The following is a 12,995-nucleotide window of genomic DNA, read 5'->3' as shown; positions in this document are numbered from 1 at the left end:
TCACAGGTGTCGATCAGTGTGTGCGGGCGTGGCAGTCGTTGATGGCCGCGCGTTCTCTACCGCCGAGAATGTTGAACAGCAGGTTCAACGACAGGGCGCTAAGCGTGGCCATGGCGATGCCGCTGTGGGTGATCGGGCTCATCCAAAGTGGCAGGTGCGCGAAGAACTCCGCACGCACCACCGGGATCAGGCCCATGCCGATGCTCACCGCCACCAGCAACTGGTTGCGACGGTCACCGATGTCGGCTTCCTGCAGGATTTTGATACCGGTGGCCGCGACCATGCCGAACATCGCTATGGCCGCGCCGCCCAGTACCGCCGGCGGAATCGACGCCACCAGAAACGCCGCTTTCGGCAGCAGGCTCAGCACCACCAGCAAACCGCCGGCGACGATGGTCACCGAGCGGCAACGCACGCCGGTCATCTGCACCAGGCCGATGTTCTGGGCGAAGGAGGAGTGGGTGAAGGTGTTGAAGAAGCCAGCGAAGAACGAGGCGCCGGCATCACACAGCAAGCCGCGACGCAGCATCCGTGGGCAGACTTCCTGGCCGGTGATTTTGCCCAGGGCCAGGAACATTCCGGTGGACTCGACGAAGATGATCACCACCACCAGGCACATCGACAGGATCGGTGCGAGTTCGAATTTCGGCATGCCGAAGTGCAGCGGCGTGACGATCTGCACCCATGGCGCTTGAGCCATGCCGCTGAGATCGACCATGCCGATCACGCCGCAGAGCGCGTAGCCCAGGCACATGCCGATCAGCACGGAAATGTTGACCCAGAAACCGCGCATAAAGCGGTGGATCAACAAAATGGTCGCCAGTACCAGCGCGGCGATGGCCAGGTAAATCGGTGAACCGAATTGAGTCGCGCCGACACCGCCGCCGGCCCAGTTAACGGCCACGGGGAACAGCGACAAACCGATCGAGGTGATGACGGTGCCGGTCACCAGCGGCGGGAAGAAGCGCACCACTTTGGACATGAACGGCGCGATGAGCATGCCGAAGAATCCGGCGGTGATGGTCGCACCGAAGATCCCTTGCAGGCCGATACCGGGCATGCCGGCCATGGCGACCATGCTGCCGACCGCAGCGAAACTGGCGCCCATCATCACCGGCATGCGGATGCCCATCGGTCCGATCCCAAGCGATTGCACGACGGTGGCAATGCCGGCGACCAGCAGGTCGGCGTTGATCAAAAAGGCGATTTCTTCACGACTCAGGCCAGCGGCCTGTCCGATGATCAGCGGTACCGCAATGGCGCCGCCGTACATCAGCAAAACATGTTGCAGACCGACCAGGATCAGTTGCAAAAGGGGCAAACGCTGAATCGCGGGTGCGTCGGGGATGCGCGCTTCGGATAGCTCGGACATGCAACACCTCGGATCTTTTTTATTCTTGTGATTTACAGCTGCAGTGCTGCTGATAGCTGTTTTTTGCATCAGGTGGACCGCGTTGCGGCCATTCGCGAGCAGGCTCGCTCCCACAGGATTGTGTTGCCTGTGTGGGAGCGAGCCTGCTCGCGATGCTTTTGCTACTTAATTGACTTGAGCTCCCTGATTGATCCAGGCACCAATCAGGTCACGTTCCTGCTGGGTCATCTGTGTGATGTTGCCCAGTGGCATGATCTGGCTGGCGACGGCTTGCGCCTGGATCCGCGGGGCCAATTGCTGGATTTGTTGCGGAGTATCGAACATCACGCCGGCCGGTGCCGCACTGAACAGCGGGCTGGTCGGCTTGGCCGAATGGCACACGGCGCAGCGTTCCTGAATCACGCTGTGCACCTTGTCGAACGCCGGGCCCTGGCTCGACGCTTGCGCCGGTGCGGCGGCAGGCGCTGAAGGCTTGGCCGCTTCAGGTTTGGCACCACCACCGAGGGCCGTTTCCGGCAACGGTTGGTACTCGATGGCGGCAGGAGCCTTGGCCACTTCAGGAGCAGTGGGCATCGGCGCTGGGCCGGTCACGTAAGCCAGGCTGATCATGCCGACGGCTGCAACCGGCAGGGTCCAGGCAAACTTGTGGCTGTTGTGACGGGTGTTGAAGTAGTGACGCACCAACACCGCCAGCACCGCGATCCCGGCCAGGATCAGCCAGTTGTATTGGCTGCCGTAAGTGCTCGGGAAGTGGTTGCTGATCATGATGAACAGCACGGGCAGGGTGAAGTAGTTGTTGTGGCGCGAACGCAGCAAGCCTTTGGCCGGCAGTGCCGGATCGGGTGTGCGGTTCTCGGCAATCGCCGCCACCAGCGCGCGTTGCGCCGGCATGATGATGCGGAACACGTTACCGACCATGATCGTGCCGATGATCGCGCCAACATGCAGGTACGCACCACGACCGCTGAACACTTTGCTGAAGCCGTAGGCGGCGCCGATGATCAGCACGAATAGGATGCCGCCGAGCAGGGCAGGGCGTTTGCCCAGGGCCGAGTCGCAGAGGAAGGAGTAGATGAACCAGCCGATGAACAGCGAGCCGATACCGATGGCCACGCCTTCAGGACCGCTCAGGCTGCTGCCTGGAGCCAGCAAGTACAACGTCGGGTTGGAGTAGAACACCACGCACAGCAGCGCGATCCCCGACATCCAGGTGAAGTAGGCTTCCCATTTGAACCAGTGCAGGTTGTCCGGCATGGTCGGTGGAGCCAGTTTGTATTTTTCCAGGTGATAGATACCGCCGCCGTGGATCGCCCACAGATCACCCGCCAGACCGCTTTTCGGGTTGACCCGATTGAGGTTGTTTTCCAGCCAGACGAAATAGAACGACGCACCGATCCAGGCCACGCCAGTAATCATGTGAACCCAGCGCACGCTAAGGTTCAGCCATTCCAACAGATGTGCTTCCACAGTCTTTACCTCTCGCTTGTCACTCTGTTGTCGAGTGATCGGAGCGTTTTTTGGTTGGGTCTTATAGGTGGGGGGCGAGGATCAAACGCTCATCCTCTTTGAAAAAATGCTCATCGCAGTTATTGCCTGTGCCACTGCGATCAACCACCAGGAAGTCATCCCGCTTTTCGATCGTCAGCACCGGATGGTGCCAAACGCCGCGATGGTAATTAATGCCCTGCCTGCCGTTGGTGACGAAGGCGCGGACCAAGCCTGATACAGGTTCATCGCCAAGTGGCGCGACCACGATCAGAAAGGGGTTGCCGAGCAGCGGGATGAAAGCCTGGCTGCCCAGCGGGTGACGCTCCAGCATGCTGACGGTCAGCGGCATGTCCTGCGCGTCGGCGCGGAAGATGCTGATGATCGCGTTGTCTTCTGGCGTGGCGGTTTGCACCGTCGCCAGTTTATGGAAGCGCATGGTCGAACCGTTGTTGATCATGAAGTGATCGCTACCGTCGGTTTCGATCACGTCACCGAAAGGGGCGAAGGCTTCTTTGGTCAGCGGTTCAATCGTCAATGTGCGCATGCTGGTCTTCTTTTCTTTAAATATGATTTCGGTTCACTGCGTTCCCTGTAGGAGCTGGCGAAGCCTGCGATCTTTTGACTTTGCTTTTTAAGATCAAGATCAAAAGATCGCAGACTGCGGCAGCTCCTACAGGCTCAGCATTACTTCGCGACCTTGCCCAAAACGCGCAGGCGGCTCACACCACCATCCGGAAACACGTTCAGGCGGATGTGGGTGATTGGGCCCAGCGCCTTGATCTGCTCGGCGAAGGTGTGTTCGGCGTGCATTTCCAGTTTCTGCGCTGGCAGCAGTTCGCGCCAGAACAACGATTGGGTTTCGATCTGGCTGTCAGTGCCGCCCTTCACGAAGGCGCCCTGGATCGAGCAGGTGTCCGGGTAGTTGCCCTTGAAGTGCAGGGTGTCGACGATGACTTTCTCGACTTCGCCCGCATGGCCCAACGCGACGATCACCCAGTCATTGCCTGGGGTGCGACGACGTGCGGTTTCCCAGCCGTCGCCCATGTTGATGCCACGGCCCGGGTTGAGGATGTTGCTCATGCGGCCGAAGTGTTCATCGGAGCAGGCGAGGGCGCGGCCACCGTTCAGGGCGGCGGCCAGGTCGATTTGTTCGTTGTCGCCGACGGCCGACCAGTCGCGGTGCGGAACACCGTACACACGCAGACGCGCTACGCCGCCATCCGGGTAGATGTTGAAACGCAGGTGGCTGAACGCCTGGTCGTTGTTGATTTCGTGGAAGTGATGGCTGTTGCCTTGCAGCTCGACAGCCGACAGCACTTCAACCCACTGGGTGTTTTCAGTCGGTTCGCCTTCTGCCAGGAAGCAGGCTTCCAGGGAGGCCGACGGCGGGAAGTTGCCGGTGAAGAATGAAGTGTCGATGTCCACGCCTTTGATCGAACCCGGTACGCCCAGGCGGATCACGGCACTGTCATAGCCTTCGAAGCGCTTGCGGCGCGATTCCCAGCCGTCCATCCACTTGCCGTTGTCATCGAACACGCCTTCTTTCCACACCGCCGGGGTCGGCTGGAACAGGCGGTTGGCATCAGCGAACCAGTCATCGGTGACCGAGATGATTTTGGTGCCCAGGCGGGCGTCGGCCAGGTTGACGAACTTCTCGAAAGGTACGGCGTAAGCTTTCATTCTTCTTGTCTGCCTTTAATTAGTTGGCTTGGGATGCTTGCAGGGCCCTGGGCGATGTATGCGTTCAGTGTCGCTCGGGCCAGGCTTGCTAGAGAGTCAGTAATCGGAACAACGCTATCTTGTTGATCTGCGCCAGCGCGCATTTGAATTCGGTGTCGACCGAGTTGTGAATGCGCGTTTCGAACGCCGCGAGGATCTGATGCCGGTTGCTGCCTTTTACCGCCATGATGAAGGGAAACTTGAACTTGGCTTTGTAGGCGTCGTTCAGCTCGGTGAAGTGCGAAAACTCTTCGGCCGTGCATTGGTGAATACCCGCGCCAGACTGTTCTTGAGTGCTGGCTGCGGTAAGCTCGCCCTGGACGGCAGCTTTGCCGGCCAGGTCCGGGTGAGCGTTGATCAGGGCCAGTTGGCTGGCGTGATCGGCGCTCAACAGGGTGTCGCTCATGCGCTGGTGCAGGGTTTCGATCTCGTCGATCGAGGTGTCCTGGCCCAGGTCGAAGGCCTTTTCAGCCACCCATGGCGAGTGTTCATAGATGTCGGCGAAGGCGGCGACAAACGCGTCGCGGCTCAGGGTCGACGGTTTCAGTGTCTGGAAGGTGCTCATTTGGCAGCCCCTTGGTACGGGTGGGTTTCGTGCCAGTGGCGAGCGATGTCGACGCGCCGGCTGAACCACACCTGTTCATGACTTTTAGCGTATTCGATAAAGCGCTTGAGCGAGGCCAGACGCGCCGGACGGCCGATCAAGCGGCAGTGCAGGCCGATCGACAACATCTTCGGTGCTTCGGCGCCTTCAGCGTAAAGCACGTCGAATGCGTCTTTGAGGTACTCGAAGAAGTCGTCGCCCTTGTTGAAACCCTGGACCTGGGTGAAGCGCATGTCGTTGGTGTCCAGGGTGTACGGGATCACCAGGTGGGGCTTGCCGGTCGGGTTGTTCGGTTCCCAGTAGGGCAGGTCGTCGTCGTAGGTGTCGCAGTCGTAGAGGAAACCGCCTTCTTCCATTACCAGCCGACGAGTGTTCGGGCCGGTGCGGCCGGTGTACCAGCCCAGTGGGCGACTGCCTGTGAGTTCGGTGAGGATGCGGATCGCTTCGAGCATGTGCTCGCGTTCCTGCGCCTCGTCCATGTACTGATAGTCTATCCAGCGATAGCCGTGGCTGCAGATTTCGTGGCCGGCATCGACCATCGCGCGGATCACGTCCGGGTGACGCTGGGCGGCCATCGCTACGGCGAAGACGGTCAGCGGAATGTCGAATTCCTTGAACAGCTTCAGCACCCGCCAGACACCGGCACGGCTGCCATACTCGTAAAGGGATTCCATGCTCATGTTGCGCGCGCCTTGCAGCGGCTGCGCCGAGACCATTTCCGAGAGGAAGGCTTCGGACTCTTTATCGCCGTGCAGGATATTGCGCTCGCCACCTTCCTCGTAATTGAGCACGAAGGACAGGGCGATGCGGGCATTGCCCGGCCAGTGTGGGTGGGGAGGGTTACTGCCGTAACCGACCAGGTCGCGTGGGTAGTCAGCGCTCACTGCAGTCTTCCTTCTTATTCGTGTGGCTCATTCAAGATCAGGGTTGTGTGGCGGCCTGGCGATGGGTGACAGGCTGGCGTCACAGAGATGGGCTGATTGTATACAACTTTATATCCGCTTTGTAAGCCTGATTTTTTGCATTTTTCACTAACTGTCATGAATAGAGGCTACTGCAAGAAACCTGCCTGACTGGTCAGCTAATGGGCAAGAGGTTCGCTGACTGCATGGTTCACGGGTAAATCCGCGGTAATTTGGCGGATGGCGGGGGATGGCGTAAAAATGTCGTTTTTATTGTGTACAATTTTTTTAAAAAGTGTCTTAATCAGTCGCTCGCCGCAGCTTTTCGTGCTTCGAAACGGTGCGGTCTCCTTTTCAACTGACTTCGGGAGGTGCGAGGCCTGACTGCTCTACGCAGCCAGGCGCGCAGAATCAATGGGACGTTTGACTACACACGTTTTGGACGCTGCACACGGTTGCCGGGCAGCTCGATCAAGGTCGAGTTGTACCGCGTTGAAGGCTCGCAGCTGGAATTGGTCGCCAGCGCGATGACCAACAGCGACGGCCGTGTCGATGCACCGCTGCTGCAAGGCGATGACTACCGCTCCGGGGTCTATCAGGTTCAGTTTCATGCGGGCGATTACTACCGCGCCCGTGGCGTCCAGCTGCCGGAACCCGCGTTCCTGGACGTAGTCGTGTTGCGGTTCGGCATCTCTGCCGAACAGGATCACTACCACGTGCCACTGCTGATTTCGCCCTACAGCTATTCGACCTACAGAGGAAGCTAGACTCCCCCAACCCATTCTTCTCAAAAAGAGTGGCGCAAAAAGCTTCTTTGGTCTTTCGCCCGCTCACACTGCGGGCTTTTTTTGCCTTCAGGAAAGTCAAAAGATCGCAGCCTTCGGCAGCTCCTACATTTAAATGCGATCCCTTGTAGGAGCTGCCGAAGGCTGCGATCTTTTGATCTTGCTTTACTTACCGACTCAACAACGACGCAGCACCGGCACCACCAAACAACCCGGCACTGATCCGGTTGAACCAGCTCTGCCCCTTGCCACTGCGCAGATACCGCGCTGCGCCGTGGGCACCGAGGCCATACGCCAACTTGCACAGCAGATCCAAAACGGTCCAGGTCGCAATCATCACCAGCAGTTGCGGCAGGAACGGCTGTTCGGCGCTCAAGAACTGCGGCAGGAAAGCGGCGAAAAACAGGATGTCTTTCGGATTACTCGCGCCCAACACAAACGCGCGTCCGAACAGTGCACGAAAGCGTGGTACCGGCGCGGCCACGGGAACTTCAGCGCCGTGGGATGGCTGACGCGATTGCTGCCAGCTCTGCCAGGCGAGGTAGAACAGGTACAGCGCACCAACGATCTTCAGCGCGCTGAACAGCTGTTCCGACGCCAGCAGCAGGGCCCCCAAACCCAGCGCCGACGCACTGAGCAGACAAATAGAGGCAATCACCCCGCCGAGAAACGCCGGGTAAGAACGGCGCAAACCGTAGTTCAGGCTGTTGCTGATCATCAGCAAAGACAATGGCCCCGGGATCAGGATCACTACCAGCGCGGCGCCGCTGAACAGCAGCCAGGTTTCCAGACTCATCACTTTCCTCCTAATGTGCAAAAGCCCCACCCGACGGGGTGAGGCTGTTTGAAGCTATGACGGCTTACAAGAAAATGAACTTGGCGATGAAGATCGCGCAAAGCACCCACAAACTGGCGGAAATTTCCTTGTACTTACCGGTACCGGCCTTCAGCACCACGTAAGTGATAAAGCCCAGCGCGATGCCGTCGGCGACCGAGAAGGTCAGCGGCATCATGATCGCGGTAACGATGGCCGGAATGCTGTCGGTCGCTTCATCCCAGTTGATGTGAGCCATACCGCTCATCATCAGCATCGCCACATAAATCAGCGCACCGGCGGTTGCATAAGCCGGAATCATGCCAGCCAGTGGTGCGAAGAACATCGCGGCAATAAATAGCACACCTACGGTCACTGCGGTAAGACCAGTCCGACCACCAGCGGCTACACCCGCGGCACTTTCTACATAGCTTGTTACTGGAGGGACGCCGACCATCGCCCCGAATACGCTGGAGGCGCTGTCGGCTTTCATGGCGCGGGAAAGGTTTTCGATCCGGCCGTCAGCGTTGACCAGGCCGGCGCGCTGGGCGACGCCCATCAAGGTGCCGGCGGTGTCGAACATGTGCACGAAGAGGAACGCCAACACCACGCTGATCATGCTGACGTTGAACACGCCGGCGATGTTCATGGCCATCCAGGTCGGTGCCAGGCTCGGCGGGGCGGACATGATGCCGCCGTAATGCACCAGGCCAAGACCCCAGCCGGCGAGGGTCACGGTGATGATGCTGATGAGGATCGCGCCGAAGACTTTGTGGTAACTGAGCACGGCAATCATCAGGAAGCAGATGGCCGCCAGCAGCGGGCCAGGCTCGCGCAGGGAACCGAGCTTGATCAGGGTGGCCGGGCTGGCGACGATGATGCCGGCAGTTTTCAGGCCGATGATCCCCAGAAACAGTCCGACCCCGGCACCCATGGCGTAGCGCAGGCTGACCGGAATGCTGTTGAGCAGCCATTCGCGAATCTTGGAAAACGTCAGAATCATGAACAACACACCGGAGATAAACACCGCGCCGAGGGCGGTTTCCCAGTTGTAGCCCATGGTGCCAACCACGGTGTAGGTGAAGAAGGCGTTCAGGCCCATGCCCGGCGCCAGGCCGACCGGCCAGTTGGCGTACAAACCCATCAACAGGCAACCCAGCGCTGCGGCGATGCAAGTGGCAACGAACGCCGCGCCGTGGTTGATCCCGGCGTCAGCCATGATGTTCGGGTTGACGAAGATGATGTAGGCCATCGTGATGAAGGTTGTCAGACCGGCAATCAGCTCGGTCTTCACCGTGGTGCCATGCAAGCTGAGTTTGAAGATGCGCTCCAGCCAGCCATTGCGTAACGGCGGCGAGAGTTCCAGCGACGAGGCTTCGGATTTGCGGCTTTCCACAGCGAGTACTCCTCAAGAGTTTTATTTTTATTTCCAGGGCCGGACCCATGAGGGTGGCAGCGGCCCTTTGAGGCACTTGCGAATTTGTTGACCGCTTGGTCAGGAACTCGCACGAGGTGGATTATGCTTTTGTATACAAATAAAGCAAATAATGTTTTTGGTTTTGTTGACGAAAAGTTTGGCGATAGAGGTATATCGCCTGTTAGATCGCTTTCGCGAGCAAGCCCGCTCCCACATTCGACCGCATTCTCCTGAAGGAACTCGGTCACATGTGGGAGCGGGCTTGCTCGCGAAGAGGCCAGATCTGCTGATACAAATCCGGCAGACAGAAAGCTCAGTCCGCGAGCGCTTGGGTTTGCCCCAGTGCTTTGTTCACCGCCAACCACCCATCCACCGCTGCCTCGCCAGCCTCGGCAAACACCCGCTCCAGCAACTTCACCTGCTCGCGGCGCAGTGATTGTTCGAAGCGCGCGCCATCGTCGGTCAGTTCCAGCAAGCGTTTGCGCTTGTCGGTCTCGGACGCCACGCTGTCCACCAAATGCATCTCCACCAACTGGCGCAGTGGGATGTTCAACGCCTGCTTGGTCACGCCGAGCAATGCCAGCAACTCCTTCACACTCAGGTTCGGGTAGCGGGCGATGAAAAACACGATGCGCTGATGCACCCGGCTCAAGCCTCGACGCTCAAGCACCCGCTGGACACCCGGACCTTGCTCAAGGACGCACTGGCGGCGGATGTGGCGTTTATGCCGGGTGAACCGTTTTTCCGGACCCGGACAATAATCCTGGCCACTTAAGGCTGAACTTCAGCCACATCGACCCGGCGCGGCTGGATGAAGGGCTCAAGCGGTTGGATGAAGGGCTCAAGCGGTTGGCGGCGGTTGTTAGGCAGGCCTCAGGCAGCAGAAGCAGCCTGAGGGGAGGGCACAAATGAATAAACCGGCGCGAGGGCCGGTTTATTTTTTCTGGGGTTTGCGGTGCCTGGGCTGGCCTCATCGCGGGCAAGCCTTGCTCCTACAGGTTATAAGGGTGATCACAACAGGTGTGCTACGCCGCCAATCCGTAGGAGCAAGGCTTGCCCGCGATGGCGTCCGCAAGCACACCGCTGAAAAATCAGACCGCCGCAAACCGCTTATCCAGATAATCAATAATCACCTTGGACTCATACATCCAGCTGGTCTGGCCATTCTCTTCAATGCGCAGGCACGGCACCTTGATCTTGCCGCCTTGCTCCAGCAGGGTCTGGCGATCCAGTTCGTTGTTCTTCGCATCGCGCAACGCCACCGGCACATTCAAGCGGCGCAAGGTTCGGCGGGTTTTTACGCAGAACGGGCAGGCGTGGAACTGATACAGGGTCAGGTCCTTGGCGGCCGTGTTGACCTTGGCCTGAACCTCGGCAGGGCGCTGCTTTTTGCCTGGGCGGGTGATGAAGTCGATGAAGATGATCAGTTGGCCAAGGCCGACACGAAGCGCTTTAACGAACACGGTAGAAGCCTCACAAGGGCAAACAGAAGGCGCGCAGCTTACCTGATTTTTCACCGGCGAAAAAAAACCGGCGATGAGTGCCGGTTTTCTTCGTGCTGCGAGTTACTTGATCAGGCTGAGAAACTCGCTGCGCGTGGCAGCGTTTTCGCGGAACTCACCGAGCATCACCGAAGTGATCATCGACGAATTCTGCTTCTCCACACCGCGCATCATCATGCACATGTGCTTGGCCTCGATCACCACCGCAACGCCCAGGGCGCCGGTGACTTGCTGGACCGCATCGGCGATCTGGCGGCTGAGGTTTTCCTGGATCTGCAGGCGGCGGGCGTACATATCGACGATCCGCGCGACTTTCGACAAGCCCAACACCTTGCCGCTCGGGATATAGGCGACGTGGGCCTTGCCGATGAACGGCAGCAGGTGGTGTTCGCACAACGAGTAGAGCTCGATGTCCTTGACCAGCACCATTTCGCTGTTGTCGGAGCTGAACAAGGCACCATTGGTGACTTCTTCCAGTGTCTGTTCATAACCGCGGCAAAGGTACTGCATGGCTTTGGCGGCACGCTTTGGCGTGTCGAGCAGGCCCTCGCGGGACACGTCCTCGCCCAATTGGCCGAGAATCGCGGTGTAATTCTGTTCCAATGTCACAGAGCTTTATTCCGTATGGGTTCTAGAGGGGTACGGTTTCTGTCTGTACCAATTTTGTACCAATCAGGCTTTGCTCCAGCTTCCCGACTTCGCTCCAGTCTTCACTGGAGTTGATCCACCGGGCGTATGTCGACAGCAGCATTTGCACGCTGTGGCCGAGCTGATTCGCAATGAACCCGAGGTTCATGCCTGCCATTAGGCACATGGTAGCGTAAGTGTGCCGGCAGTTGTATTGCCGTCTGGCCCTGATCTTCAATGCGACCAGTGCCGCCTTGAAGTGCTTGTCGGTCACGCTGGCCTGTTGGATGAACTCAAAGTTCTTGGTTGGCGGGAACACGTACGGCGACTGTTTGTGCTGCCGGCGGCTCTGTGACGCCCTCAACTCGGCCACGCCTCTGGCCGCCTCAATGGCATTTAATGCCCTGCTGTTCAGCATAACTCGCCGCGTCTCGCGGGTTTTTGTGCGCTCCTCGATCTTGTAGTCAGCCACGATTCTGCACACGTTGGCGACTCGCCCCTCGGTATTCACCTCATCCCAGCGCAGCGCCGCTATCTCCCCTGGACGCATGCCGGTGTAGAACGCGAACTCGAAGTAGGCAGCGTAAACCCGCATCGAACCGGTCAGCACCTTATATAGGTGCCCGATGATCAAATCCGCCTCCACCACAGTAAACGGGTCCACCGGTTTCTTCGCCTTCACTGGCAATTCAATTGAGCTGACCGGGTTGCGCGTGATCAACTCGTCGTTCACTGCACTTTCAAACATCGTGTACAGGCGCTGGATCGCCGACCGCTTAACAGTTGGCGATTTCCATGGCGTCTCACTCACGATTTTTCGCAGCACTGCCGAACTGATCTGATCGATCGGGAGCAGCGCCAGGTGCGGCATCCAATAAATGTTGAGTGAGCTCCGGTAGTTCTTCCGGGTGCCACCTACGACTTCTCGGCTGTCGAGCCAAGTCTGTGCATAGCCGCCGAACAGCGGCGTCGCGGAATAAGTCGAGTAGGTCGAATTCGGGAACAGCTCGGCGTAACGCTGATCATCCATCACTCCATGCTTGATCAGGCTGATTACTGTAGCGCGAAGATCTGCGGCTGCCTTGATGCCTTTTGGCGTTTGGGTATAGGGGAGGGTCTCACAACGCCGGAACTTCCAGGTGAAGCGGATGCGAACTGACTGGCCCGCAAATTCAACTCCGGCGGGCAATCCCAAAGGCTTTCTAGCCATGCCTCGTATCTCCTGATGCTGTAATAAACCTGTCCATCGAATTCGTTCCAAACCCCTTTCGGGATGATGTTGCGCTGGCGCTTGCCCTGCAGGGCTCGGCGGGTCGTCCCGACCATCTCCGCGAAGTTCTTCTCGGCGATCTTGTCGGACAGGTACTCAGCGGGTAACTGCTCTGCTGCTGCCATGACGGCTACCTCTGCCGGGTCGGGCATTGATGCTCCGTGCCGCAAATGGCGGCAGGAGGTGGTTGTTGGGTGTCAGCCGATATACGCAGTCAGGGTCGCACTACCGTCGCCGTTAATGATTCGGGTGTGAATTGCTGGAGCGGCCTGGGTGCGGATAGCGTGAAAGGCTTTAACGAAAGGCTCGTAGCACTCGCCGCCATCGCCGGGCAGATGAGTCGTGCAAGCGAGGTCGGGATCTTCGTCGTTTGGGATATGCGCGCTGAAGATGAATGCGATGTTGTGCTCCTTGCAGATCGAGATGATTTTCGCCATCAGCGGGTTGATCTGTTCGTCGTAGATGTCTTCTTTGGTCATGGCTTCGCCTCGCCCG

General features: G+C 58.7%; 12 protein-coding genes and 3 pseudogenes. 2 read left to right on the top strand and 13 right to left on the bottom strand.

Going from position 1 to position 12,995, the window contains the following annotated elements; all coding sequences use genetic code 11:
* Positions 1 to 13: 13 nt before the first annotated feature.
* The 6 genes from JFV26_RS19585 to puuE form a co-directional block, all read right to left on the bottom strand.
* On the bottom strand, positions 14 to 1,372 hold the full coding sequence (locus JFV26_RS19585) for a nucleobase:cation symporter-2 family protein (protein WP_201194804.1): 1,359 nt from the start codon (positions 1,370 to 1,372) through the stop codon (positions 14 to 16).
* A 165-nt stretch (positions 1,373 to 1,537) separates the two neighbouring features.
* Entirely contained in the window at positions 1,538 to 2,839 is a 1,302-nt protein-coding gene (locus JFV26_RS19580; protein WP_201194803.1) for a urate hydroxylase PuuD, read from the bottom strand.
* Positions 2,840 to 2,900: 61 nt separating this feature from the next.
* Positions 2,901 to 3,404 carry an ureidoglycolate lyase gene (locus JFV26_RS19575; protein ID WP_201194802.1) on the bottom strand — a complete coding sequence of 168 codons (504 nt, stop codon included), beginning with the start codon at positions 3,402 to 3,404 and terminating at the stop codon, positions 2,901 to 2,903.
* Between the two features lie 140 nt (positions 3,405 to 3,544).
* Positions 3,545 to 4,540 (bottom strand): allantoicase, encoded by a 996-nt coding sequence (gene alc, locus JFV26_RS19570; protein WP_121733428.1) that lies wholly within the window; start codon positions 4,538 to 4,540, stop codon positions 3,545 to 3,547.
* Between the two features lie 88 nt (positions 4,541 to 4,628).
* Positions 4,629 to 5,144: a 2-oxo-4-hydroxy-4-carboxy-5-ureidoimidazoline decarboxylase gene (gene uraD, locus JFV26_RS19565; protein ID WP_201194801.1), complete on the bottom strand. Its 516-nt coding sequence runs from the start codon at positions 5,142 to 5,144 to the stop codon at positions 4,629 to 4,631.
* Positions 5,141 to 6,067 (bottom strand): allantoinase PuuE, encoded by a 927-nt coding sequence (gene puuE / locus JFV26_RS19560; RefSeq protein WP_201194799.1) that lies wholly within the window; start codon positions 6,065 to 6,067, stop codon positions 5,141 to 5,143. The genes uraD and puuE overlap by 4 nt, the downstream gene beginning before the upstream one ends.
* Before the next feature lie 432 nt (positions 6,068 to 6,499).
* Between puuE and uraH the strand changes: the two are divergent.
* Positions 6,500 to 6,852: pseudogene (gene uraH / locus JFV26_RS19555) on the top strand (hydroxyisourate hydrolase).
* Positions 6,853 to 7,039: 187 nt separating this feature from the next.
* Here uraH and JFV26_RS19550 read toward each other — a convergent pair.
* The 3 genes and pseudogenes from JFV26_RS19550 to JFV26_RS19540 all read right to left on the bottom strand — a co-directional run.
* A complete protein-coding gene (locus tag JFV26_RS19550) occupies positions 7,040 to 7,666 on the bottom strand; it encodes a LysE family translocator (protein WP_201194797.1) in 627 nt (208 codons plus the stop codon).
* A gap of 64 nt (positions 7,667 to 7,730) precedes the next feature.
* On the bottom strand, positions 7,731 to 9,080 hold the full coding sequence (locus tag JFV26_RS19545; protein WP_201194795.1) for an NCS2 family permease: 1,350 nt from the start codon (positions 9,078 to 9,080) through the stop codon (positions 7,731 to 7,733).
* Between the two features lie 334 nt (positions 9,081 to 9,414).
* Positions 9,415 to 9,771: pseudogene (locus JFV26_RS19540) on the bottom strand (MarR family transcriptional regulator); the annotation flags it as partial.
* On the opposite strand from JFV26_RS19540, the pseudogene JFV26_RS19535 reads away from it, so the two are divergent.
* Positions 9,760 to 10,013, top strand: a pseudogene (locus JFV26_RS19535) (hypothetical protein); the annotation flags it as partial. The pseudogenes JFV26_RS19540 and JFV26_RS19535 overlap by 12 nt on opposite strands.
* A 179-nt stretch (positions 10,014 to 10,192) precedes the next feature.
* Here the strand turns inward: JFV26_RS19535 and JFV26_RS19530 are convergent.
* The 4 genes from JFV26_RS19530 to JFV26_RS19515 all read right to left on the bottom strand — a co-directional run bounded on the left by JFV26_RS19530 (position 10,193) and on the right by JFV26_RS19515 (position 12,979).
* Positions 10,193 to 10,564 carry a glutathione S-transferase N-terminal domain-containing protein gene (locus JFV26_RS19530; protein ID WP_201194793.1) on the bottom strand — a complete coding sequence of 124 codons (372 nt, stop codon included), beginning with the start codon at positions 10,562 to 10,564 and terminating at the stop codon, positions 10,193 to 10,195.
* Between the two features lie 102 nt (positions 10,565 to 10,666).
* Positions 10,667 to 11,212 carry a GTP cyclohydrolase I FolE gene (gene folE, locus JFV26_RS19525; RefSeq protein WP_010456659.1) on the bottom strand — a complete coding sequence of 182 codons (546 nt, stop codon included), beginning with the start codon at positions 11,210 to 11,212 and terminating at the stop codon, positions 10,667 to 10,669.
* A 22-nt stretch (positions 11,213 to 11,234) separates the two neighbouring features.
* Positions 11,235 to 12,440, bottom strand: a complete 1,206-nt coding sequence (locus tag JFV26_RS19520; protein WP_201194790.1) for a site-specific integrase — start codon at positions 12,438 to 12,440, stop codon at positions 11,235 to 11,237.
* Between the two features lie 257 nt (positions 12,441 to 12,697).
* Entirely contained in the window at positions 12,698 to 12,979 is a 282-nt protein-coding gene (locus tag JFV26_RS19515; RefSeq protein ID WP_201194789.1) for a hypothetical protein, read from the bottom strand.
* Positions 12,980 to 12,995: the final 16 nt, after the last annotated feature.

The organism is Pseudomonas sp. TH31 (assembly GCF_016650815.1).
In the GTDB taxonomy this organism is placed as follows: Bacteria; Pseudomonadota; Gammaproteobacteria; order Pseudomonadales; family Pseudomonadaceae; genus Aquipseudomonas.
Note: the sequence above shows the minus strand (reverse complement) of the source record. Positions and strands in the feature narration are given on the sequence as shown.

What these genes read in the sequence shown, in the direction of transcription:
- uraD (WP_201194801.1), bottom strand. Translation starts at nt 5,144, where the DNA reads ATGAGCACCTTCCAGACACTGAAACCGTCGACCCTGAGCCGCGACGCG.
- JFV26_RS19550 (WP_201194797.1), bottom strand. Translation starts at nt 7,666, where the DNA reads ATGAGTCTGGAAACCTGGCTGCTGTTCAGCGGCGCCGCGCTGGTAGTG.
- JFV26_RS19515 (WP_201194789.1), bottom strand. Translation starts at nt 12,979, where the DNA reads ATGACCAAAGAAGACATCTACGACGAACAGATCAACCCGCTGATGGCG.
- JFV26_RS19585 (WP_201194804.1), bottom strand. Translation starts at nt 1,372, where the DNA reads ATGTCCGAGCTATCCGAAGCGCGCATCCCCGACGCACCCGCGATTCAG.
- JFV26_RS19520 (WP_201194790.1), bottom strand. Translation starts at nt 12,440, where the DNA reads ATGGCTAGAAAGCCTTTGGGATTGCCCGCCGGAGTTGAATTTGCGGGC.
- alc (WP_121733428.1), bottom strand. Translation starts at nt 4,540, where the DNA reads ATGAAAGCTTACGCCGTACCTTTCGAGAAGTTCGTCAACCTGGCCGAC.
- JFV26_RS19575 (WP_201194802.1), bottom strand. Translation starts at nt 3,404, where the DNA reads ATGCGCACATTGACGATTGAACCGCTGACCAAAGAAGCCTTCGCCCCT.